Source organism: Actinotignum timonense (assembly GCF_002860685.3).
Taxonomy (GTDB): domain Bacteria; phylum Actinomycetota; class Actinomycetes; order Actinomycetales; family Actinomycetaceae; genus Actinotignum; species Actinotignum timonense.
This window is the reverse complement of sequence record NZ_CP136960.1, coordinates 60,780-85,060: the sequence shown is the minus strand read 5'-3', so window position 1 is coordinate 85,060 and position 24,281 is coordinate 60,780. Positions and strand designations below refer to the sequence as shown.

At 58.7% G+C, this 24,281-nt stretch carries 13 protein-coding genes and 1 tRNA gene; 7 read left to right on the top strand and 7 right to left on the bottom strand.

Features of this window, described 5'->3' with window-relative positions:
- Nucleotides 1–71: 71 nt before the first annotated feature.
- From CYJ17_RS00310 to CYJ17_RS00295, 4 genes are all read left to right on the top strand, one after another.
- Complete coding sequence (locus CYJ17_RS00310) at nt 72–971, top strand: DsbA family protein (protein WP_087070341.1); 900 nt, start codon at nt 72–74, stop codon at nt 969–971.
- Between the two features lie 167 nt (nt 972–1,138).
- A tRNA-Thr gene (locus CYJ17_RS00305) sits at nt 1,139–1,211 on the top strand.
- Between the two features lie 488 nt (nt 1,212–1,699).
- Nucleotides 1,700–6,130 (top strand): Ig-like domain-containing protein, encoded by a 4,431-nt coding sequence (locus CYJ17_RS00300; RefSeq protein WP_145989819.1) that lies wholly within the window; start codon nt 1,700–1,702, stop codon nt 6,128–6,130.
- A 294-nt stretch (nt 6,131–6,424) separates the two neighbouring features.
- Nucleotides 6,425–7,336 carry a LysR family transcriptional regulator gene (locus CYJ17_RS00295; protein ID WP_087070343.1) on the top strand — a complete coding sequence of 304 codons (912 nt, stop codon included), beginning with the start codon at nt 6,425–6,427 and terminating at the stop codon, nt 7,334–7,336.
- A gap of 338 nt (nt 7,337–7,674) precedes the next feature.
- On the opposite strand, the gene CYJ17_RS00290 is transcribed toward CYJ17_RS00295, so the two are convergent.
- The 3 genes from CYJ17_RS00290 to CYJ17_RS00280 form a co-directional block, all read right to left on the bottom strand.
- Nucleotides 7,675–7,968: an addiction module antidote protein gene (locus CYJ17_RS00290; RefSeq protein WP_087070344.1), complete on the bottom strand. Its 294-nt coding sequence runs from the start codon at nt 7,966–7,968 to the stop codon at nt 7,675–7,677.
- A complete protein-coding gene (locus CYJ17_RS00285) occupies nt 7,965–8,273 on the bottom strand; it encodes a type II toxin-antitoxin system RelE/ParE family toxin (protein ID WP_087070345.1) in 309 nt (102 codons plus the stop codon). Before CYJ17_RS00285 ends, CYJ17_RS00290 begins: the two co-directional genes overlap by 4 nt.
- 179 nt (nt 8,274–8,452) lie before the next feature.
- On the bottom strand, nt 8,453–10,132 hold the full coding sequence (locus CYJ17_RS00280) for a hypothetical protein (RefSeq protein WP_159454987.1): 1,680 nt from the start codon (nt 10,130–10,132) through the stop codon (nt 8,453–8,455).
- Between the two features lie 757 nt (nt 10,133–10,889).
- Between CYJ17_RS00280 and CYJ17_RS00275 the strand changes: the two genes are divergently transcribed.
- Nucleotides 10,890–11,552, top strand: a complete 663-nt coding sequence (locus CYJ17_RS00275; RefSeq protein WP_143231844.1) for a hypothetical protein — start codon at nt 10,890–10,892, stop codon at nt 11,550–11,552.
- Here the strand turns inward: CYJ17_RS00275 and CYJ17_RS00270 are convergent.
- From CYJ17_RS00270 to CYJ17_RS00255, 4 genes are all read right to left on the bottom strand, one after another.
- Nucleotides 11,549–12,211 (bottom strand): hypothetical protein, encoded by a 663-nt coding sequence (locus CYJ17_RS00270; protein WP_101595432.1) that lies wholly within the window; start codon nt 12,209–12,211, stop codon nt 11,549–11,551. The genes CYJ17_RS00275 and CYJ17_RS00270 overlap by 4 nt on opposite strands.
- 31 nt (nt 12,212–12,242) lie before the next feature.
- A complete protein-coding gene (locus CYJ17_RS00265; RefSeq protein WP_087070348.1) occupies nt 12,243–12,827 on the bottom strand; it encodes a hypothetical protein in 585 nt (194 codons plus the stop codon).
- Nucleotides 12,828–13,043: 216 nt separating this feature from the next.
- On the bottom strand, nt 13,044–18,716 hold the full coding sequence (locus CYJ17_RS00260; protein WP_087070349.1) for a DUF6531 domain-containing protein: 5,673 nt from the start codon (nt 18,714–18,716) through the stop codon (nt 13,044–13,046).
- Nucleotides 18,717–18,970: 254 nt separating this feature from the next.
- Nucleotides 18,971–19,252, bottom strand: coding sequence for a pyrophosphorylase (locus CYJ17_RS00255; protein WP_087070350.1), 282 nt, complete (start codon nt 19,250–19,252; stop codon nt 18,971–18,973).
- 398 nt (nt 19,253–19,650) lie between these two features.
- On the opposite strand from CYJ17_RS00255, the gene CYJ17_RS00250 reads away from it, so the two are divergent.
- A complete protein-coding gene (locus CYJ17_RS00250; RefSeq protein ID WP_087070351.1) occupies nt 19,651–22,845 on the top strand; it encodes a hypothetical protein in 3,195 nt (1,064 codons plus the stop codon).
- The gene (locus CYJ17_RS00245; protein WP_087070352.1) at nt 22,842–24,248 is read left to right on the top strand and encodes an ABC transporter substrate-binding protein; all 1,407 of its coding nucleotides are present in this window, start codon (nt 22,842–22,844) and stop codon (nt 24,246–24,248) included. The genes CYJ17_RS00250 and CYJ17_RS00245 overlap by 4 nt, the downstream gene beginning before the upstream one ends.
- Nucleotides 24,249–24,281 lie beyond the last annotated feature (33 nt).

Sequence of the window (24,281 nt, the reverse complement as noted above, 5' to 3'; positions counted from 1 at the left end):
TGTTAAAGTCAGGGTGAAAGGCGCAGTGGCCGGCTGGCCGCAGGCGCGTCGTCGTAACCGAGGGAAAGTGAATGGCACAGACTCAGAAGAATAACCGGCAAAGCTCCGCGGCGCAGCGGCGTGAAACCGCGCGCGCGGCGGCGGCCCGGCTCCAGGAACAGGAAAAGAAGCGGGCGCGGCGCAATCGCGCGCTCGCGGTTGTGGCGGCTGTTGTGGTGGTGGCGCTCATCGCGGCGGCCGTGTGGTTCATCCTCTCGAATAAGAAGGATGATGCGGGCGCCCCGGCCTCGCAGGAAAGTTCCGCGGCCGCGTACCCGAGCGCTCCGGCCACCGCGCTGGCCGAGCGCCCCGCCCCGAAGGTCACCGCGCAGCTGCCGAAAAACGTGACTCCGGATGTGGGGGTGAGCGTGGGCAGCTCGCTGGCGGCGGGCACCGTGAACGAAGGCAAGCCGGTGGTTGATATTTACTTCGACTACCTGTGCGTGTGGTGCAACCGCCTGGAAACCTCCTACGCGGAGGAGCTCACCCAGCGCGCGAAGAACGGCGAAATCACGCTGGTCTACCACCCGCTCGTGGTGGAATCGCAGTACGAATTCTCACACACTGCCTCGGCCTCGGCGCTGTGGGTGGCCGAGCATCGCCCCGATGTTTTCGCGGCCTACCACAACGAAATTTTCGCGATGACGGCCCCGCTCTTCGAATCGAAGGAAAAGGTGCCGGTGCCGCAAACCGCGCAGCTGGCCGAACTCGGTAAGAAGGCTGGCCTCACCGATGCCGAAGCCGAGCAAATGATCGCGGACGTTTCCGTTGGGGACGGCAAGCCCGCCATGTACTCCGAGCTGCTGGGCCAGTCGCTCCAGCAGTTCAGCGCCGACGGCTTCACCGGCACCCCCACCGTGCTCCTCAACGGCAAGCAGGTGGCGGACTGGACTGACGGCAAGCTCGGCGCCGCGCTCGACGCCCTCAAGTAGTGCCCTCGGCGCCGCGTGCCCTTTCGGTACGACGACGCCGCAGCGGGGCGGCCGCTTCGCGCCGCCCCGCTGGGTGCTAGCTCCCGGGATCCCTATTTGTTCCAGAGGGGGGATTCTGGCATGATAAACTCTGGTTCCTTGCTCGGTGGGTGTGCCGGGCAAGAATTGCCTCCGTAGCTCAGTTGGTAGAGCAGCTGTCTTGTAAACAGCAGGTCACAGGTTCGAGTCCTGCCGGGGGCTCCGATGTAACACATATTTCAGAAACACCATTCGCGCGAAGTGGCTGTTGGTGTGACGTAGCGGCGTGGGAGTAGACGAGTCGGGTGAACCGGATGCAACGGGCGAACCGGGTGCTTGCATAATAAAATGTGTAAAGATGCAGGTCAGTGGCTTGTGAGTAGGTGATCTGGCGGTGGTTCGGGCGGCGATGCGTGAATAGTGGTGTCTTTCTCTTAACAAATATGCAAGGAAATCGGTTAAGGTATGTGATTGAAGGCCACTCACACGTGGCTATTCGTGCCAAGCTAGAAAAGTTTTGCGAGAAGGGATAGATCTCGCTGGTTTTCTGGTGGCGGGATAACGAAGCGAACATTGTGTTTGCTTGAAAAAGGACTGAGAAAGGCTGTCTTGATGTTCAAGATTGGGAAACGGGTTGCGGCGTCTGTTGCTGCGCTCGCTGTTGTGACGGGGGGGGGGTAGCGTCTTATAGCTTTGCGGCCGAGCATACGGTGAAGGACCTTGTGGTCGCGGTTGTGGCTGATGGTACCCCCGAGTTCACCGCTGATGATGGGCCGGGCAAGGACAGCGGCCCAAAGAACAACATTGTGCGTTCGCTGGATACTGTTGATTATGAGGTGTCCTGGCAGGTCACCAAGGATGGTGACTATACGCTCGAGGCGGAGCTCCCTGCTGGTGTGGAGTTTGCTCCGGGTTCTGATTCGTTTTGTAAGAATGCCGGCAAGGCGATTTCTAATGACCTGACCTACCAGAATAAGAACACGCTTCGCTGTGAACTCACGGGTATGGCTGGGCAGTCCGTGAAGTCGGCGGTGAAGGTGTTTGTGCGCCGGGCTGCGAATGGCTCGGTGATCCCGCTCCAGTTCACGGCTGGTGGTGCTACTTCGAATAAGGTGTCGACAACGATGTCGGCAAAACCAGACTTCACCGCCAGTATGGACGGTATTACTGCAAAAGCCAGCTGGGAAACTATCAGCGGGAATATTAATTCTCACTCGGTTGTGCACATCGAATCGCCTCGTCCGGACTCTGGGTTAAATAAGGGCTTGGAGGCATTAAGTGGAGACTACCGTGTCGAGATTCCGGTGACCGCTCCTGAAGGAACGATTTTCACGTGCGCAACAGATAGGGTTTGGGGCTACCCGCGTGAAAAATATGGTAGTCATCCGGACAATTCTTCTCTCCGCAATAGCGGCGAATGCGGTGAAGTAACCGTCACGGATGGGAAAGTAGTATTTACTGTTACTGGTGCTGATCTGACGGCGTCCTCTTGGCCGATCAGAGACTATATGGATCGGGCGTGGAACAGAAATATTATTGCTTTCGTAAAACTGTATTACACTGTCCCTGCAGACAAAGCCACCGGTGACACGGCTATTACGCTTGGCAAAGCGCAAATCTACGCCACCACTCTCAGCGGAGCGGAATACCCGATTACCTCAGCAACTGAACCGTTCACACGTCCTGTTATTGATGCCTCCCAGCCTGTTCTTCACTCGGAAATTCATAATCAGTGGAAAACGCCGGATTATTACGCTCCGGGGTATGCAATCTCGAAAGAACAGCCAGTGGGAATTACTTTCGCCTCTTGGTTCCCAAACTCCGGTAATTTGAAAAATAAGCACGCTACCTTGTGTGCCATGTTCCCACCTGACCAACTTAATGTTGTGAAGGTTGAGAACGAGCCTGCTGAGTATTATCGCGGTGACGCTGATTCCATGGCTGATGGTTTCTCCTGCGGAATGTTTGGGGATGGGACAGAGGGCTGGAGTAGTGACGCTACAGACATGAGCGATGTAAAAGCGGTGCGGGTTAAAGGAAGATGGCCGATCTCCTTGCCTCAATTAAATAACCAAAACGCTTCTCGCATCGATATGAGCATGATCCGCTCCGTTGGTGATACATCGGCTATAGGTACGCAGTTGCCTATACGCTTCATGGTTACTGCTGACGGACAAGTCGTTGCGAACGAGTCGGTAACGGCGAGTTATCACTCCTCGTATTTTACTGCTGTTGATGGGACCTTTGGTTTGAATCCGGCCTGGGATAAGGCGGATGGTTTGTTTGGTCAGGTTCGTAACCTGAATCTTGGTTTCACCGCGAAAGATGGCCTCACCGAAGGCACGGTCGCGGCCACGCTTCCGGCGTGTTTGAAAGTCACTAACCCCGGCACCAGCGGAACCCTGACCCCGGCCGCGGCTGATGTGAACCGTGAGGATTGCTCTGTTCCTGGGGATACTGTTTCGTTCCCGGTGGTGGATGGTAACCCGAACTATGTAGTGCAGGCCCAAGTTGTGGCGAAGTCCCCGCAGACCGGGACCACGAAGGTTATCCTAGATTCTTCTCAGCAGCCGCTGAGCGAGGTACGCCGCTCTAAGAGCATCTCGTTCACTACAGGTCTGGTTGAGCAGGCCACCGCGTCTGTTTCCACCAGCGCTCCTGACAACGTCGTGACGTTGGAGAACGGTACCGCGAGCATTCCGTTGACGCTCTCGTGGGGTAACGCCACCACCGGTGATGCCATGGGTGAGCTGGTGTGGCAGGTGCCCGAGAACGTAACCCTCGCATCGGTTGGTGAAGTACCGGGTGATGCTTCGGTGCAATGCACGACTCAAGATCGTGGCCAAGTAACAACCGCTCTTGCGGCTGACAAGTCGGGTAAGACCCTGACCTGGGTTGCCTGCCCGACCGAGACTGCCGCTCTTGCGGCTGTGACGGCGGTGAAGGTTTCTACCGGCACTCTGGCCTCGACTGCAACCGGCACCCTGCCCGTGAACGTTACCGCTAACCAGGTTGGTGACGTGAATACGTCGTTTACCGCGGGTGTCTTCACGACGACTGGTGATGGCAAGGTTGAGTTCAGTGAGGCTACTCCGCTCTCGGTGTATGTCCGTGAGCCTGCCCCGGCAGATACGGTGACTGAGGGTGAGTGGGAGGATGCAACTGACCAGAATGCTAAGAATTGTGACACTAAGCAGGTGACGCAGACTCGTACCGTGACCACGACCCCGCACAAGTGGGATGCTGGCTCGAAGACCTGGGTTGCTGACCCGGAGCACGCGACCACGAAGACTGAGACCCAGACGCGTGCTATGAGTGATGAGGAGCTTCAGGTTTGTACCCCCAAACCCGCCGATGACGTGAAGACAGCCGAGTGGGTGGACGGGACCGGTAGCGATGCGAAGAACTGCGCGGCTAAGACCGTCTCGCAGACTCGCAGCAAGACGACCACGCCCTATAAGTGGGATACCGTCTCTAAGACGTGGGTTTTGGATGCAGATAAGGTGAAGGTTGAGTCCGAGACTCAAACCCGGCCCATGACCGACACGGAACTTATGGCGTGTGCGATTCGCCCCGCCGACAAGGTCGATACCACCGAATGGGTGGATTCTACCGATGAGGGTGCGAAGGATTGCCAGACTGGCAAGGTCAAGCAGTCTCGCACGGTCACCACGACCTCGTATAAGTGGGATGCGGCTACCAAGACGTGGGTGGCTGATACTGACAAGGCCCGGGTCGTGACTGAGTCTCAGGTTCGGGATATGACCGACGCTGAGCTTCAGGTCTGTAGCCCTAAGCCTGCTGACAAGATCGACAACACCGAATGGGTTGACTCGACTGATGAGGGCGCTAAGGATTGCCAGACCGGTAAGGTCAAGCAGTCTCGCACGGTCACCACGACCTCGTATAAGTGGGATGCGGCTACCAAGACGTGGGTGGCTGATACTGACAAGGCCCGGGTCGTGACTGAGTCTCAGGTTCGGGATATGACAGATAGCGAGTTGCAAGAATGCACCGTGAACCCCGGCCTCAAGGCTGAAGAAACCGAATGGACTGACTCGACAGACGCGGGTGCTAAGGACTGCCAGACTCGCAAGGTCACCCAGACCAGGACTGTGACAACCACGCCGTATAAGTGGGATAGTGTCTCGAAGAAGTGGGTGCTTGACACCGAGAACGTCACCTCTAAGACGGAGACCCAAACTCGGGATATGAACGAGGACGAGGTGAAGGTATGTATGGCTGGTACCGGTGTACCCACGTATCCGGATCCGACACCTGTCCCGCCGGGCGGGAAGATCATTATTGATCCGATCAACGGGCCCGATAACCCGGCCCAGTGTGAACCGACTGGCCCGGTAACCCGCGCTGACGGGGTAGTTGTGACGGTGGATAAGGATTGTAAGGTCACGATCACTATCCCTGAGGGCAAGAATCCTGGCGAGCTGACTCCGCCTGTTGAGGTGACACCTAAGTATCCGACACCCGATAAGCCGGTTGTTACTGTGCCGGTGAAGGTGGTTGATACCCCGGATTGGGATGATGGGTCTACGACCCCGGGCACCCCGGTAACTATCGAGAAACGCAAGGGCGAAGTGCCTGAGGGCACGACAACTCAGGTTACTGGTCCTGGTACTGCGGTGTTGAACCCTGACGGCTCGATTACTGTCACCCCGAATGAGGGAGCAACCCCTGGTGAGAAGATCACGGTCAAGGTGGTCGATAAGGTAGGCAACCCCCTCGACGAAGTAACTGTCACGATTACGGAGCCGAAACCAGCCCCGGATTGGGATGATGCGATCACGGGTCCGGGTAAGAAGGTTGACGTGCCTAACAAGGGCGGGGACGTGCCTCCTGGCACCACGGTTACCGTGAACGGCCCGGGCAGTGCGGTCTTGAACCCGGATGGCAGTATCACTGTTACCCCGAATGGGGATGCTAAGCCTGGTGAGAAGATCACCATCACGGTCAATGACGGTAAGGGTAAAGAATTGGATTCGTTTACCGTGAAGATCGGCAAACCCAAGGCCACTACCAAGAATCTGCCCGTGACTGGTGCGACTACCGCGGGCATGGCTGGCCTGGCGGTTGCGCTCATGCTGGCTGGTGGGCTGATCGCCTGGCAGCGTCGTCGTAACTAAACAAAATAAGAGCCATGTCGGCTAGCCCCTTTGAGTGTATGAGGGGGCTGGGGGTGGTAGGTGAATGTACGAAACTGGTTTACCTACCACCCCTACTTATTTCCATTGCGCTAGCCGTGCAGTTGTGGCGGTGCTAGCCGTGCAGTTTTGCTTGCGCTACCCGTGCAGTTTTCATTGCGGTGAGTGTGCAGTTTTGCTTGCGCTGGGTGGAGACGGCGTAGTTTCCCCATTTTGTAGTGAACGCGTGTAGGGCCTGTGGGCGTGTGGCTTTTGTGGTGTTAGAAGACGGGTGTTGTGGTGAGGCTTGAGTTATTAGAAACCCTCGTATTGTATTCGAGGCTGGGGACGATGGACGCGGTAGCACGTCAGTGCGGGTGTACCACAGCGGCTGTGGTCAAGCGTATCCAGTTGTTAGAAGAAGAAGTGGGTTATCGGCTCACTCAAAGGGCCGGGCGGGGTAGTGAGCTCACGCCCGCGGGCTGGCATCTGGTGGAGCGCTCGACTCAGATTCTTGGGTTGGTGGATAAAACCGTGAGTGAGATACGAGATAGTGTGGATGACCCACGCGGGCGGATTGTGATTGTGGGACGTGAGTCTAGTGCCCTGGAGAGTCTCGCGAGTGTGATGGGGCAAGTGAGGCAACGGTATCCGGGGATTAGTTTTGAGTTGCGGGCTTGTGGGCGTGAGCAAGCGGCCCGCATGCTTGCTGAAGGGAGTGCGTCTTTCGCGGTGTTGGATGCTTCCTGGGAGTGTGACGCGTGGGAGACACTGAGCTTGCCGGGTGAGGACCGGTGGGGACTGCTTACCCGGAGTGGTAGTGATCTGGCGGGGCGTGAGTCGGTGCGGCGTGCGGATATTACGAAGCGGGCGTTGTTGTTGCCGCATGAGGGGAGTCGGGAGTTGGGGTATTGGTTGGATAAGGAAAACCAGTTGGATGTGGTTGGCCGGTATGGGTCTGGGCGGGTGGCTTGCCGGCTGGTTGAGGCCGGGGTTGGTGAGGCTATCGTCCTGGAGAACGCCGTTGCGGGGAACACGCGCATGATCGGGGCCGCGAATTCTGGTGGTGGTTCTGGTTTGGTGTTTGTGCCTCTTGATTGGCTGGTTGGTTTGCGGTGTGTGTTGGCGTGGAGCAAGCAAGCACGCCTGGGGCGGGCTGGTGAGGTATTCGTGGAAACAGCCAGAGCCACCTTTTGCATGGTAGATTGACATTACTCATCAACCACGATGTTGAAGGAGTATCTGGGGCCGTTCGCTACGCGGGCGGCTCCTGCTGTATACGCTGAACGGGTGCAGAATCCACCACGGTTCCGCACCATCCAGCCCGGGCGAGGATATGCGTGGCGCATGAGCCTGATCCGTGCTTCTCCGCTTGCTTACGCTGACGGGTCGGAGAAGTTAGCGCTCCGTACTGAGCCTATCTGCGTGGCTGGGGGCGTAGTGGGATAGCGCCGTCGTCGTTCCAATAACGCGATTGCAACGACAACGTAACCGTGACACGGATCGAAGGAGCCTGGGCTGGCGTGATTCGAGATGGTAACCGGGAACTAGACGTTTTGGGGAGCGAGCGTTATTTTCAGTCCGAGGGCTTTCATGATTTTCGTGATAGCAGCAAAGGACGGATTGCCGTCTTTTGACAGTGATTTATAGAGCGATTCGCGGTTGAGTCCAGTATCTTTAGCGAGCTGGCTCATGCCGCGGGCCCGGGCAATATCACGCAAAACTACCTGCACGGTTTTTGTATCGCCGTCTTCGAGAGCAATAGCAAGGTAGTCGTTCATCGCTTCTTGACTATCAAGGTATTTGCTTGCGTCGAAAGTTGAAAAAGTTACCTTGGTCATCGCTGTTCCTCCCTGAGTTGTTTTGCCAGTTCTTGCGCTATGTGAATGTCCCTGCTTTGGCTGGACTTATCTCCGCCGGCTAACAAGAAAACCGTTACTGCACCTAGCTGCGTGTAGTACACCCGGTAGCCCGAACCGAAATGAAATCTCATCTCGCTGACTTTTCCGCCAACAGGTTTGATATCTCCTAACATCATTCCGTGAGCTTCGCATCTCGCTATTGCGTGCAAGATACGCCGCTGTGCGTGTTTGTCTTTCAGCTTGTCTAGCCACGCATCGAACAAGCTACTGGAAATCATCTCCATGACCTAATTGTAGTCTATAGGCTACATTGGTCAAGGGGGCGGCGGTGAGGTATTCGTGGCAAGTTCCGTGCCTCCGCTGTGAATAGGGTGGTTGAATACGTGGTTGACGCACGGAAAACAAACGCGGGAGAAGGCGCGGTCTGGTGACCGGCCCTCTCCCGCGTTGCGGTTAAGGCGCGCTATGCCGTGCGCTTGGCTCGGCTGCGCGTGACCACCGGGATGCCCACGAGGAGCAAGACCGCGGCAGCTGCCAGGCCAAAGGCGGCCGAGGCTCCGGTGCGCTGCAGCTGGGGCTGGGTGCGCTTCTTCGTCAGTTGCGGGCCCTCGGACGGATTCGTGCCGGGATTTTCAGTGGCGGGTGTGCCGGCCGGAGTGCCGGGTGCTTCAGGTGTTCCTGATGTACCGGGCGTTTCCGGGGTTTGGTTGCCCGGGGTGGTTGGAGTAGTGCTCGGCGTACTCGGCTGGTCGCCGGGTGTACTCGGAACAGTGGGGGACTCGCTCGGAATTCCCGGAGTGCTTGGGGTACCCGGGGTTGTGGGAGTATCGCCATCCGGAGTGCTCGGGGCGTGATCACCGGGAGTCTCCGAATTATCCGGGGCGCCCGGAGTAGTCGGCTGCGTACCCGGGGTGCCGGGAGTGCCACTATCGGGCGTTTCGGGAGTAGTGGGCTCAGTACCCGGGGCAGTTGGCTGCGTGCCAGGCGTACCCGGAGCAGTGGGTTTCGCGCCCGGGATGATCGGGGCGTCCTCACCGGAGGCATCGGGCGCGCCGGGCTTCTTGTCCTCCGGCGCGGGCTTCGCGCACACCTTCACGACGGCAGCCGCCTGGTCACAGCCGTCCTCGTTTACGCCGCTCAAATAGTACGTGACAGCCGGGTTATACCGCAGCGCGAAAACCTGGCTATAGAGGTTATGGACAGCCTGAGATTCCCCGGTATCCGTGCCGATGAGGTCAGCGCGGCCCGACTCCCCGGTCACAATGCACTGGGTCGAGCCGGTCAGACCCGCCGGCGTGTGATGCCCGGCGAGGAAATTATTCGTGGCTGCATCCGTGAGCGAATACTTGGGAAGCTCATCCATCTGGCCCCAGTCATAATCCGTGAGCGGCTGGCAGCCCTCATCCCACGACCCGGGCCCGCCGCCTTCCTGAGAGCACTTCCAGAGCTTATTGGTGGCGCGGATCGGCAGCACGGTCAGCTCGGACTGCACAGTCACATCGCCTTCCACCTTGATCGTGTACACCCCGGGCTCGTTCACGCCGAAGGTGTATTCGTCGTACAGCTCCATATTTTTCACCGGTCCGTTGTAGCCGAAGTACGACGGCGCATCCCCGGCCTTAGCGGTACCGGCCGGAATTCGCCAGACGCCCAATTCCGGATTGGTCACATCCGAGGAAACCAACCCGCCGTTGAGCGGCGATTCGAGCTCACCCTCGGAGTTGCGCTTGACCTCAATAACGGGGAGGGGCTGATCAACGGGTTTCACGGGTGTCGTCGTCGTAATACGAGGATCCGATTGTTCCGCAACCTCCCAAGCCTTGTCCGGCACGCTGGTGAGAGTGAGCTTCACGTTTTCCAGGACCGCGGGCACGAAAATGGAGGTGCCGCGCGCGGTCTGGATGCGGTCCGAGGAAACGACCAGGGGAGTGGTTTGCACCGTGTAGGTCACGTGGGCGACGTCGCCGATCTTCTCCACGCAGGTATCCTCGCCCTGGCAATTGACCGCGCCGCCCGTGAGCGAGCGGACGTTAAAAGTGAGCTGGGTGTTCGTAGCTCCGGCCGTGGCGGGCAGAAGTAATCCCACCCCGGCGAGCGCGGCCACCAGGGCGGCGCTCCCGAAGCTTGTCAGTGATTTCTTCATGTGTCATCCATTCGTTGTGATGCTGTTGGTCAAGGAGCGCGGCGGGGTCTGTTCCGTGGAGGTAGGAATAAGGGCGGTGCCAAGCCGCGGAAAGACGTACCGTAAGTGCTCAATTTATTAGGTATTATAACCAGATTGAGCTTGGGTTCTGGTAGGAAAAATGGCCGGGGTGGCGGGTTTTTGCGGGGTGAGAGTGCGGGTGTTTTGCCAGGTTATTGTGCCGTTTCTGGGGGAGTGGGCTGGGGTGGGTGGTGGTTGGAGGCGGCGCTTTTGCGGTGGGCTTTTATAGCATGAAGTTTATTGGGCTGGGGTGGTGTGAATTATTTTTACTAGAGGGTGTTTTGGTATTTTTCGGGACGGGGAATATAGGGCTTTTTCTGGGTCGGTTAGAGTTGGCTGGCGGCGGTTGGTGATGGCTTTGTGGTGGCTGGACGTGATGTGGTGCAGTGTTGAACAAGAATGCTAAGAGCTCGCTCGTAGCGGTCTGGGTATTGGCGATAGCGTGGTGCTTTGGGGTGTTCCCGCTGCTGAGGCTCACTGGCGAAAATGGCTGTTTGCTACCGAGAACATCACAATGCGCTTGGTCACTTGCTATGTGCGCGGGCCTCGGTGGAGGGTGTGGCAAAACACGGTAGCGCGGGACGAGCTTCGCATCGTACCGTTAGTGGTGGATGGTGCGTGGCATCGGTAGCCACGTCCAATCGATCATTCGGCTGAAACACGGTAGCCGCAGCGGCTCCTGAGTTGGAGGTTCCTCATGTCCTTTCCGGTAGGCGCTTTGGTTGCGGCCGCGCCCTCATTTCAGCGGGCGTTGCGGAAAATGAGTAAATATCCGCGCGAGCCGCGGGTCTTGTCACAAGCTAGAATTTGTTTTGCTATTGGGTGGCCGGGCACGGTTTTAATGGCTTTCACCGCAATCGTGTTGGCAACGGCTGACGAAGCAAGTAGACCCGATGACGCCACGCTTGGAATTATTTGTTGCTCGATCATGATGCTTGTATGTATGTGGTTCTTATGGATCGGATACAAGCGCCATTTTGGTGTGGATAATCAAAAATTCTGGTTTCGGTTTGTGCCCTTTTTCTACCGCGAAATCTGCTACGCGGATATAAGGCGAATTACTTTTAATGGCGTATGTTTTGGTGTCTTCGGTAAGCGAAAAAAGCCCATCGGATTAGCTATCAATGTTTTCGATCTCACTCTTGCCTACCTGCGGATCCTGGAGGAGATGCGGATCCGGCGCTTCACGGTTGGGAAAATCGAGCCCCATGATCCGCGGTGGCCGGAGGCGTGGCAGGATATGCGTAATCGGCTGGCGGCCGAGGCGTATCGGAACCACCAAAATTACTATGATTCCCATCCCGCCGAATTGCAGGAGCTCAACGCATTAGCGGTAGGGCGTTACCCCGTGGGCTCTTAACGTCCCTCGGAAAGCTCGATCAGTGCTTGGAACTCGGCGGGGCGGCTGTCGTAGTAGCCTCGGTGGTTGCGGTAGGTTTCCGCGGCTAGTTCATAACGTAGGTTTTGTGCTGCTTCGGGCCAACGCGGGTCGTGGGGTTCAACATTGTTGGCGGTGAAACGGCGGTGCTTGAGCTCCTCAAGAATCCGTAGGTAGGCAAGAGTGTAATCGAAAACATCTTTGGAGAGGGTGAGATGGGTGCTGTTCCCATAAACCTTCCAGCCGTCATTGCCGGCAGTGGTGATACTGGTGATCTGAGAGTATGGGATGTCGTGATGGAAAAACGGAGTCAGATGGGACCATACGCCTACCTGATTAACGCCGTATCGGCGAGCTAGACCTACCCATACCAGGAGCAAACCCAGAATAAGACTGGCGGAAAATCCCACGAGTTCCGGGATGAAGTCACCAAGGTTTGATCCTGATGACACGATGAGGGTGCCGAGAATACCAAGGATCCCGATTGCTAGGAAAACGCCGCCGATAGGCACTGCCCGCTTGGCTATCGAGAAAACTCGCTCTTGGCGCGGGTAATCGCTCATCTTCCTGATGCGGCGTTGCAGCGGGGATTGTGTAGCTCCCGTTGCGAAGCCGGCCGTGAAAGAGAAAGACGCGGACATCGGTATCCGTCCTTTTTGAGTACGTAAGTAATTAGCGGCCCTGGGCGAGAGCGGTGAGCTCGTGAAGCTCGGCCGGGTGGTTGTCGTAGTAGTTCTGGTGGTTGCGATAGGCTTCCGAGGCGAGTGCATTGCGTAGTTCCTGTGCGGCCTGTGGCCAGCGCGGGTCGCGCGGGGCGACGTCGCCCACCGTGAAACGGCGGTACTTCAGCTCTTCAAGGATTCGCAGGTAAGCGAGTGTGTAATCGAAGCGGTTGATTGCTACTCCGAGGAACTTGTTCTGCCTGTTGTAGAGGCGAAAACCCAGGTTGTCGAACGTGATTCGAGTGATGTCCGAAAAGTAGATTTCACGGTAAAACACCGGTGCAAAACGGGACCAGACTTTTTCATTGTCGACGCCGAACCTGCGCGCTAATCCCATCCAGAGGAACCAGAGGCACGGAATGATTGCGATGGAGCAGAAGATAATTCCTAGGGTGGCATCGTCGGGGCGGCTGGCCTCGTCACTGGTTGCTAGGGCGATGACCGTTAGTCCGAGGAGAAAGACTCCGATTCCACCGACCGGAAGGAAGATTTTCGCCTGTGAGAAGACTCGTGGCTCACGCGGGTACGTGCTCATCTTCCGGAGTCGTCGCTGAATTGTTGGTGCCGCAGCACCCGCGGTGAAACTAGCGAGAGGCCCGATGTAGCTGCTCAAAAGAAAACCTCCAGGATGGTATAGATGAGGGGAGTGAAGAAGTTATGAAAGTTGGAGTTTCGTGGGCGGGAACTCTCAAAGGTCCCGCCCACGAAAATTCAAGGAAACTGTGTCTGAGAGGCGTATCGTATCGTATCGTTACTTTAACGCCTTGACCGACTCGGCCAATGACTTGATGTGCCTGCGTGCGTGGGAAGCTGACTTAAATTCACCATCGCCGTCTACAAGATCCGCGCGAATAGCTTCGAGATTCTTGACTTCTTTTGGTGCGAATTCCGTCAAGAACTTACCACCCTTCTGAAGCACAAGATTCTGGGCGTTTGATAAACCTGACGAGGTGGGAATCTGGTTCACGCCTTTGATTCGTAAAGCTCCGCCCGTGAATTGTGCACCGGTAACCGTTACCATGCGTCCGGCGAGGTCTTCTTCGCTGAAGTTTGGATTGAAGTTTCCTGTTTCGACGTAATCCTTAAACAGCGAGTCTCCGACCCAATTTGTAGCTTCCTTAGAATAATCAGAAGTCACACTTTTAACGATATCAACGCCGATTCCCTGCGCTCTTGAGAGATCTGTGGAGATCTTGATAGGTACACGTGGCTTACCTTTGAACATATTCCCGATATTCTTAATTCGTTGCGGGATATGGCTAACCTGCCCTTTCACCCAGTTGACACCTTTAAGAAGTTTGGTCGTTACGTGTGATGCACCGGCACCAAGTCCGCCGCCAATGCCTCCACTAACCCCGCCGAGAACGGTCTGGTAAATGACTTCTCCCCAACTGAAATTGTCGTGATTGAAAAGATCCTGGCTAATCATTGAGGATCCTCCGCCGATAAGTGCTCCGGATCCGGCACCTATTGCAGCTCCATAGCCAACAACGGTAAGAAGTCCAGCTCCTGCGGGGGCACCAATGCCGGAACAGAGAAGAGCGATGCCGGCGCCTACCGCAACCACGCCAACAACTGTCTTCCAATGGACCTTTACCCAATTGACAGTTGCGTTGAACGCTCCCTTGAGCCAGTTCCCTGCGTTCTTAAGGAAGTTTCCGACTGGCTTGAGGATATTATCGCGGGTCCAATTCCACCCAGTACGAAGAGCCTTGCCAATACCATCAAACGCAGCATCAAGCCCTCTACCCAGCCTTGTAAAGAAACCATCGGTAGCAGGGGTCAGCCCGAGTGGGTCCATGAGTGCGAGTGGGTTATTCGCACCATAGTTATACGGATTAGTCTGGTACGACGTCCCCGCCGGTGCCGGGAGCGGGTCCGGGGACAAGAACGCCTGAGTGGCCGGGTCATACAGGCGCTCACCCATCCACTCCATACCACCAACACGCAAGGCCCCAGTCCCGAGCACGTCAACACCCTCAGGTAAATGCTCACTCAAACCCGCCACGACGCCCGGGCTAGCGAACGGGGCCATCGGGTCCGTGCCCCGCCCGGCCCTCCAGCTCGTATCAGACCGAGTTTCCATACCTTGCCCGCTGAGCATCACACCACCGGGAAGAGACATGAACGGGCTACCATTCATCGCCCCGACTGTGGGGATAGGGGAAGCATAATCCCACTCAAGGCGAGTCTCATCCCCGAAACTGACCGGGTTACCCAACCCGTCCAGGGTGATAGTCAGCTCGCGTTCACGGCCATCAACCACGTCAGTGATACCCGCCAGGCTCCCACTCGCATCCCAACGCAACCGCCGTGCGAGCTTCCCATCCACGGTCTGGCTAACCCGATACCCATCCGCGTCATAGCCGTAAACCGTCCGGCTCGTGCCTTGCGGGGAAGTGAGGTGCCGCTCAACGAGCTGGCTCGCCTGATCATAGGTGTATTCACTGACCGTATCACCGTCGGTGAAGCGGATAATACGAGCAGCCTCGTCATACTCCCACGTCTTCTTTACGCCACTGGTTGAGATAGCAGCAGTAAGCTGGCCATCCTCACCGTACTCATAAGCAACTTTCTCACTCCCGGTGGTTATCGAGATAACACGACCCCACGAATCATGCTCAACACGGGTAGTTTCCTCCACACCATCACGAGTATGCGTATGGCGGCAGACGAAACCATCCCTATAGGCCCACTGGTGGGTATCTTCACCGGCAACCATGTGGGTGACTCGGCCCATCGGATCGTAACCAAAACGGACCGTATCCAGGTCCGGATGCGTGATCGTGGCAAGATTACCAACCGCATCATACCCATAACGGTAGGTCGCCCCGCCTGCCGGGGTATAAGAAGTCCGCTCCCCGTCCTTCCCGTACGTCCAGGTAGAACACCGCGCCGCTCCTGCCACCATACTGTTGTGGGAAACCAGGCGGCCTAGGCGGTCATAAGTGAACACATGCCGGTTCTCCTCACCATCTGTAAGGGTAAGGGTCCGGTCCTCATAATCAAGTTCGGAACGGAAGGCTTCCCGGCCATTGATACGAGCCTGGCTTACCATGCCATCCTCATGCTCGAAACTCGTCACGGTCCCATCAGCACTTGTGCGAGAAACCGGGTTCCCCACCTCGTCATAAGACAGCGCCACGCTACGCCCGAGCGGGTCAGTGACCGAGAGGAGGTTATCCACACCGTCATACACGCGTTCCGTCACCCCGCCGGCCGGGTCAACCACCCGCACCAGGCGGTTACGCACATCGTATTCATAACGCGTGATACCGCCCAGGCCATTACGCACCGAGATAAGATTCCCCGCCGCGTCGTACCGGAAATAACGGACACCGGTGAGGATATCCCGCGAATAAGTTACCCGCCCACACGCGTCATACCGGAACTCGGAGGTACCCCGCCCGGCTACCCTAGCCCGCAGCAACCTCCCACACGAGTCATACTCGAAAGTCGAATGCTCCCCGGCAGTATTCACCGTGGCAACCACACGCCCGTCAGCATCGTATTCAAAACGCGTCACGCCTTCCGGGGTGGTGAGCTCGTCCAAACGCCCCGAAGGCCCGTACGTATACTCCGTAACCTTCCCTCCCGAGCTAGTCATCCGCACCACACGCCCGGCCGCGTCATAATCCAGGGTTGTCAGAGCGCCTTCAGCGTCCAACATTTCCGTGACATTACCCCGGATATCGTAGGTAACCACGGAAGCGTTCTTAGCGGTGTCATAACTAGCCACCGGACGCCCGAACTCATCAAACTGCACAACCGCACCATGACCGTGGCTATCAACCGAGGTAGCGGTACGCTCTTTGGAGTCTGTAACCGTCCGGGTAGTAACCCCAGCCGGGTCAATCACGGTGGAAAGATCCCCCACAGCGTCATACTCAAACTTCCACGCATGCCCCAGCGGGTCAGCAACCTCGCGCAGGCGCGAGAGAGCATCAAAAACAAAGGTGAACTCATCCCCATCGGGCATAGTGATGGAACGCAGATTACCCAAGTCATCCACATCATTAGCCAGGCTATGGCCCAGCGGGTTAATAATCTTTTCTACCCGGCCATCAATCTCGCTATACACCAACGTTATTTTCGCCCCGCCCGGGTCGGTCACCACAACCGGACGCCCATAAGCATCGTAATCAATCGTGGTGGTAGCCCCATCCGGATCAACACGGCGAGAAAGCGTACCGTCCGTGTTATAAACAAGCCGGGTAGCAAAACCAAGCGGCGTGACCATCTCAACCACACGGCCCGCGCTATCACGATCCAGGCGATACGTATTCCCCAACGCGTCAGCAAAGGAAATAACCTCACCGGCATCGTTATAGCCAATAGTCTGGAATACTCCTGTCGGGTCCGTGGCTCTCACCAAGAGCCCGCCCTCCCACTCCAGACTGGTCACCGCACCATTAGCATCAATGAAACGGCTCGGGTTACGGCTCTCGCCTTCATACTCATAGCGGGCCACCAGGCCGGTAGGCCCCACCGCCTCAACCAGGCGATCCAGACCGTCATAGGTGGCGGTTAGTTCCCCACCCGCGGGGGAAACCGTGCGAACCAAGTGCCCACGCTCATCATAAAAATGCGTGGTGACTTTATTATCCCGGTCCCGGAACCGCAACAAGTTCCCGTGCCGGTCATAAGACATGGTCTGGCGGTTACCATCGCAGTCCTGGGCTGCGATAGTACGACCCCGACTATCAGCCACCCACGTATTCGAACGCGAACCATCAGCATCACTGACCACCGTGACCCGGCCCGGTAGATAAGCAAAACGAGTATCCCGACCGTGCTCAGAGGTCTGCTTGACCACGCGAGCTGCGTCGTCGTAAACATTCACGCACTCAACCACGCCAGTTGCCGCAACCACGCGGGCAACCAGACCAGCATCGTCAATCTCGTAGCGCCGGGTACCATGCGGGCCCTTCGCGCCCACCAAATGCTCGCCCTCGTAAAGATATTCGAAACGGGTACCATCCCAGCCACGAGCCACAACCACCCGGCCATCCAGGTACTCCACCTCGATACGCCGGCCACGCTCACTGACCAGCGCGCTAATCAGACCATCACGATCCCGCTCGGCCCGCACCCCGAAACCTTCACGCCCACACACCTCAAGCCAGGCCCCGCCGCGGGTGAAGACCCAACGCTGGCCAGTATTATCCGAAATCTCCCAGCGCAGTGCTCCTTCGCTATCACCCGGCGCGGCGATTGCGCGAACCCAGAAGTTTTCTCCCTCAGCACGCACCACACCCGAACCGGGCCCGAACTTCTCGCCGTCCACCGGGAAGTAGATATGCTGACCATCCTCGCGCATCCACACCAGGTAATCGCCGCGCTCGACCACACACTGGTCAAGCACACTCGTCCACCCCGTACCGAAAACACCACGCACGGGAGCATCATCACTACCCACGCGCTGCATATGAGCCAGAATCGAGTTATACACCCGCGACAAGCCACCCACCTGGGAACCGTCAGGGAAACTAATATCCAACTCCGGCTCCAGGAAATTACCCGTCGCACTATTAACCGGATCAGACACCAAAGCAGAATGAACAACCTGACCAGTCAAAACCGGCCACGCCACCCCAATAGCCTTACGCCCCGCATCCACACCGGCGTTATCGAGCACCGCATCGATGTACGAATCCAGCAAAGTAAGTACCGGACCGCCTTCGCCGGCTTCCTTGAATGCCTGGCGCACCACGTCAATCCACTCGGCATCGTTATCGTTATTGCGCATGTAATCGTTGATGCCCCACGCGATGCTTTCCCCACCGGAAAGATTCCCGAATTTCCAGCCGCTCACAAAGGAACTGACGGCAGTCTGCAAGGCGCGCGGATGGCTCTCAAGAGTGTCATGCGCTGAACGGGCCGCTAGCACGTATTCGTACAGATTCGCGGGGTAGCAGGAGGAACGCCCGCCTGAGCCGCCCCCGCCGCTGCCCGGCATGGGGGTGTCGTGTTGGGGTAAGGAAGGCTGATCGATGGAACGCGCCGGCGGGGTACCCGGGTAACGCGCACTCGGAGGGATGAGGCGCGGTTCGCTGGCCAACCACAGCGGTATGAGCTCCGGGTCAATGGGCCGCCGGGCGCGCCAGCGGTTGTGGTCTGCTTCCCAGGCGTTGAAGATGTCGATCATCTTCTGTTCGGCCCGCGCGGCTTCTTCCAGTTCGGTAACGCCCGATTCCAGCGCCTGCAAAGACGCGACCAGCATCTCTTTATCCGCGCGCTGGATATCCATATTCTGCGCGTACAAATCCGCGAACCGCCCGGCGAAGTCAATTTGTGCGTAGGCGATGCCGCCGTTGAGAGTGGTCTGGGCGGTGTTCAGCGCCTCAATCGCGTTGTTGATAGCGCTCTTTAAATTGCTCGCGAGACCGGCTTCGAAACCGGTATATACGTTGGGTCTTGGCATGGGAACTACCTATCGTTATGAGTCGACATCCGGGCTGGGCAAGCTGTGTTTCGCGCGCTCAGTGTGAGCGCCTCGCGGGGCACGTGACGGTGTGCTGTGGTGGCGAGGCGAGACAGGGCGGGCGATGAAGAAGTCATGGAGGAGAAATGAAATATAAGGAAACGCAAGATCCGGGCGGTTCGCCGCGTGGGTGACACGCAAATGCGGTGAACCGCCCGGATTGCGCGTAAATCGGACTGGTGGTGGTGTGGTGCTTACTCGCCGCCGCCGGCGGTGAAGATATTGGTCGAGATCTGGTCGAGCTGGTTACGCAGATCCTCGAGTTCCTGCTTGGCCTTGTCCAGAGCCGACTTGGTCTGCGGCCACACATCACCACGGAACTGCTGAGCGAGCGGACCATCCCACACATTCGCATCCGAGAGGGTCTGCCCCTGGGTATCAAGCTGCGAAATCTGATCGGTCAGCCCACCGTTAATAATGGACTGCATCTGCTGAATGGCCTGCTTGGCTTCACTGGATGTAAGTACACGAGCCATGATTGGTCTCCTTATTGGGTAGAGAAGAGTTCTGACAGTGCCGACAGGGCGACATTGTCATGTCTAGCCATCGACGCCTTCGACGCTACTGACCCCGGGTAAATACTCCGTAACGTGAAATATTACAAATTGATAACAATTACGAGGGTGGTGGAGGGCTTGCGTTAACCTTGCGGTGGGCTTGACTGCGGCGCGGTGGAATATACGACGACGGCGCTTCTCCGGCCGCGCGGGACCGTGAAACGAAGGTAAATCCGCATAGTATGTGCCCCCAAGGTAAATAAAAACCAAATTCCCGGGAAACGGCTTTCTGGCGCGGTTTAAGCCAGGGAAATTATGTCATCACGTAGTGATAGGGTGTGGCCGTCATGCGCTCACCACAGTACGAAAGGCGCCCAATGTTTCCTGTCCGCAACTTTGTGAAGCGATGCCGGCCAGCGCTTCTGGCTCTGGCGGTTCCCGCTCTGGCCGTGGCCGGAGTGGCGGTGGCTGTCCCGGCTCAGGCCGACCCTGGAGTTGTCACGATCCAGGTGGGCGGTGACGGAGCCATTACGGCCATGGCCGGCGGTGATGGCCACCGTATTGATCCGGCAGCCGCCGGTGGGGAGCTCCCCATCCGGGTGGTGACCTCCTACACCTTTAACGGGGTCACCACTTCAGATGCCAGCAGTGTTGCCGGGGCTACCGGCCCGGTCCGCATCGATGTCACTGTGCAAAATATCACAGGTAAATTGGAGCGGGTGAACGCGGATATTGACGGGCGCGCTGTTAGTCACGAGGTCCTGGTGGCCACCCCGATGTCGGTTGCTGCCGGTGTGGAATTGCCCGGTATCGCTCCCGAAGCTGTTCGGACTCCCCAGGCCGGCGGTGAAGGCATAGCAACCAACGGCGTCGTCGCCGTTAATGACCGCGGTACCACCACGGTGCAGTGGGCTGGACTCACCGGAGTAGGGTCCACCACCTCGCTCCTGCATTTCACGCTGGTTGTTGAGGCACAGGATTTCGTCACGCCCGTTATCAATATTGCGACGCAGCCCGGCTTCGGTATCAACCCGGATTCGCGCAAGCAGCGTGAGGAAACACTGCTCGTTTCCCAAACGATCCGTACCCTGCAAGAATCCGCGGATATCCTCGCGGATTCCGGGACCGCCCTTGAGGATGCGCGTGCCATGCTCGCCAACGCCGGCGGATCCATTGGTTCGCGCACTATCCGGGATCTGGAAATGTCGCGCGGGCGCATCGAGAATTCGGCGCAGTCCGTCTCATCCACGCTGGAGAGCCTGGAATCGCGCCTCAACAGCCTCTTCGCCAGCACGGGCTCCACCATGTCCAGCTCGCTGGCGGAAACAACCGCCACTGTGCGCACCCTCTTGGGGAACCCGGATGCTCCCCGGCCGCGTATCGATATCAACCCCGATACTTGCGAAATCAACTTCGGCCTGGAAGAAGATCTGCCGGCTACGCCGAGCCCGGCGGCTCCCAGCCCGGCGGCTCCCAGCCCGGGGGAGGGGCCGAGCGCGCCGGCATCCCCGGCTCCCTCGCCTTCTGCTTCTGCGGGTACGGGTGCCGCACCTTCGCCGTGGCCCACCCTCCCGAACGGGGATCCCAGCCCCCGGCCAACGGCAAGCTCCATTCCCATGGCCACGCTGTCACCGGCACCCAAGCCCAGCGGCCCGGCGGCGGGCGATGACCTGCCCACCGTCACCAATCCGGAAGAAGTGATTCCGGCCGGCGGGGTGTACGGCGTTATTAACGGTCTCTCCGCCCGTTTGGAAGCGCTGAGCGCCACCACCACCCGCTGCCAGGAACATATTCTTTCCGATCTGGACAGCATCCTCGGGCCGCAAAATCCCTCCCCGGAAGACTGCGCGAATCCGGCCGTTGCCACCACCTTGACCTGCACGGTTCTCAGCGCCCACCACGATTTGAATGAGCTGAGCAACCAGGTGCGTTCCGAAGGTGAAGAGCTGGTCACGCAGCTGCGTGGCGGTTCCCAGCACAAGAACCTGGATACGGTTGAGCAATTGGATGGAGCGCTGCGCAGCGTGAATACCCTCGCGAAAGACCTCCAGATCTACCAGCACGAGGGCCGCTTGCCGCAGCCGGAACCCACGCCCGGGCTTTCTCCGAGCTTCCCGCCACGGCCGGGAACCGAGCCTTCCGGCTCGCCTGAACCAAGCGCGGGAACCGAACCTTCCGGTACGCCTGAACCGAGCGCGGCGCCTACTGCGGAGCCCAGCACGGGGCCCAGTACGGGTGCTCCCCACGAGATCCCGCCCGAAACGGTAGATTCCAGCGCGCCCATGACGCCCTATATTGACGAACTCAAGAAGCGTTTCGATGCCGCACTCAAGCTCGTGGATACCCTGGATAAGGAATTCGCGCGGGTGAATGCGGAAGCCGGGAAGGCTTTTGAACGTAACCAGGCTCAGGATAAGCGCCTCACCGAAATCACGGAATCCATGTGTATTGACGCGGGCCTGACCCGTGAGGTTGGCTCCGAGGAACCTATCGCCAATCCCAAGCTCGATAAAAAGGCAGTGCGGGAGGTTGTTCGCGATCTCACCGGCGCCGAATGCCCGCATACCGCGGGAATGATCGGTAACCGCGCGGGTAAATATCGCCAATCCGTGCGTTTCCTCGGGCAGGAAACCCGCGATCACATCACCTCGATTATGGAAGCAAGCCAATCGGTGAGCGGGGAGAATCAGCCGGAGGCCATTGCCGGGCTCGCGCAGCTACGCGAGAGCCTCACGCAATCCCAGCAGATCCTCACGGATCTGGATGCCGAACGCGCTCGCCTCGATGATCAGCGCAAGGATCGCACCGCACAACTCGCGCAGATGGTTGACGAACTGAATAAGAACATCGCCACCACCGTTGATATTTACGCGGATCTGGCCCCGCTCGCCCGTGACGTCGTGGGTGAATTGGATGCCTTTGCAGCCGAACTGGACGGTTTCGTTGGAAAATCGAAGACCCGCACCGATGAAACAGGCACTACCAATCGCGACCGGCTCTACACCGGGGTTTCCACCGCGCGGGACCGCACCGAACGTTCCTCCAGCGCGATTTTCGATAGCGTCTCCAATCAGCTGACGGTCTTCTCCGAAAACCTGCGCAACACCGGGTCCAGCGCGGTGCGGAGCACCACCGGTCTGATTACGGACGCGAATAACACCCTGGACGCGGAAACCAACCAGCTCATGGATGAGAACAGCGCAACCGTGAGCACAACCAGCCGCAACGCGATCACTAATTCGGATGCCGTGTCCGCGCTCATTATGCAGGACCTCGTCAACGTGCTCGCGGATATCGGGACCAATACCCCCGGTGGCGGCGGCCTGCTTGGAGCCATGAAAACCTCCGAAGGCCACCTTGGAATTGCCGATGCCAAGCTCAGCGATTCCACCGCGACCACCACAACCATTCAATCCGGGTACCGTTCGGCACTCGGGGCAGATGCCTTCGGGGCCGCGCGCCTGCGCGCCTCCCTGGCCCGCCTCGAACAGCTACCTACGCTCCCGGCATCCGGCAACGCGGAAATCGGAATGTACTCCTTCCACGTCATTCCTGCTGAGGAGGAAAAGTGAGCGAATCCGCTAAGCACACCGAGGCCGAAACTCAATCCTCCGGGGCCTACCCGGCGAGCGGCGAGCCCGCTCGCGATAAGCGACGTACCGCACTCGGTATTCTGGCCGCTCTTCTGCTGATCGCCCTCCTCGCGGCCGTGATCTGGTTCTTCCGGTACCAATCAGAAAAGGCGCGGACGGCCAGCGAACCCGATTTTGAGGCTTTCCCGCCGGCCTCCGTGGAGCTCGCCGTGGAGAATGCGCCCGAGGGCCTCAAGCTCGGCGTCGTCGTATCTTATACGGAAGATCTCACCCAGGGCCCGGGCTGGGACCTCAGCGGTGAAGGCGTGCGAGTAGCGCAATGGCGCCTCGCGCAGGGCGGCACCCCGGTGGAGCTTGTGACGGTCTCCGATCAGGGTAGTGACGACGGCGCCCGCGCCGCCATCGCCGAATTATCCGATAACGATGTTTCCGGAGTCATTGCCCTCACTACCGGTAGCCACACCCTGGCGCTCGCGAACGCGGCCGCCGATGCCGGGCTCCCCATTATCTTCCCCTACCAGCTCCAGCCCTCCGCCAATGTTCCCGAGGGCGCGCACTACCAGCTTCCCACCGCGGGTGGCTGGATCACCGGGCTGACCAACCAGCTCGGTGACCTCCAGTGTTCCACCGTGGTTTCGGTGGGCGGGGAGCTCGCCAACGGGGTGCGGGGCGTGCGCGGGGTCGATGCCCATATCGGCCTGGCCGAACCCGCCACCGTGAGCGCCCAGGTGCTGGAAGCCACCCTGGGGCGACCCAATCCCTGCGTGGTGATTGACGCTCCGGCATCCATGATCGCCCAGCAGGTCACCGGCTTGCGCGGGGCGCGATACGACGGCCCGATCCTCGTGGGGCCGGAAGCTTTCAACGGCGTACTCAGCACGGCCCTCACCGATGCACGCACCCCGATTGCCGGTATCTACAGTTACGGATTCCCCACCCCGGGCGGGGTATCCCTCACCTCACCGGATGCCAGCGGGCTGCCGGCCGGCGGTTTCCTCCAGGCCGTGGAAGTGATGCGCACCAACGGCGCGCTTCCCTCCCTGCGCGATGACACCGAGTTCAGCGAGCGCTGGCAGTACGCGGACGGCCTCAGTCACGATGCGGTGCTCAGCTTCGTGGCCGCCGCCGCGGTAGCCGACTCCACCGACCCGGCCAAGATCATGCAGGCCCTCACCACCCCCGAAGCGCGTGAAGCTGCGGTATCGGGAGCCGAACGGGTGGCGCGCTGCGGCGCGGGAAGCACGGGTAGCACGGGTGGCGGTGCAGCTAGCGGGAGCAGCGGTGGCAGCGGCGCAGGTAGCGCGGGCGACGGTCCGTGCCCGGTGCAAGCAGCCATCGTAGACGGGCGCATCGAATGGATTTCCTCTGAGGGTGCCCACTAAGGAACACCCCGAAAAAGCGGAGTGGGCCGCCCG

Excerpts from the sequence above, each read along its gene's own strand:
- CYJ17_RS00310 (WP_087070341.1), top strand. The coding sequence starts at position 72 with ATGGCACAGACTCAGAAGAATAACCGGCAAAGCTCCGCGGCGCAGCGG.
- CYJ17_RS00290 (WP_087070344.1), bottom strand. The coding sequence starts at position 7,968 with ATGACCAAGGTAACTTTTTCAACTTTCGACGCAAGCAAATACCTTGAT.
- CYJ17_RS00285 (WP_087070345.1), bottom strand. The coding sequence starts at position 8,273 with ATGGAGATGATTTCCAGTAGCTTGTTCGATGCGTGGCTAGACAAGCTG.
- CYJ17_RS00280 (WP_159454987.1), bottom strand. The coding sequence starts at position 10,132 with ATGAAGAAATCACTGACAAGCTTCGGGAGCGCCGCCCTGGTGGCCGCG.
- CYJ17_RS00275 (WP_143231844.1), top strand. The coding sequence starts at position 10,890 with ATGTCCTTTCCGGTAGGCGCTTTGGTTGCGGCCGCGCCCTCATTTCAG.
- CYJ17_RS00270 (WP_101595432.1), bottom strand. The coding sequence starts at position 12,211 with ATGTCCGCGTCTTTCTCTTTCACGGCCGGCTTCGCAACGGGAGCTACA.
- CYJ17_RS00265 (WP_087070348.1), bottom strand. The coding sequence starts at position 12,827 with ATGAGCACGTACCCGCGTGAGCCACGAGTCTTCTCACAGGCGAAAATC.
- CYJ17_RS00260 (WP_087070349.1), bottom strand. The coding sequence starts at position 18,716 with ATGCCAAGACCCAACGTATATACCGGTTTCGAAGCCGGTCTCGCGAGC.
- CYJ17_RS00255 (WP_087070350.1), bottom strand. The coding sequence starts at position 19,252 with ATGGCTCGTGTACTTACATCCAGTGAAGCCAAGCAGGCCATTCAGCAG.
- CYJ17_RS00250 (WP_087070351.1), top strand. The coding sequence starts at position 19,651 with ATGTTTCCTGTCCGCAACTTTGTGAAGCGATGCCGGCCAGCGCTTCTG.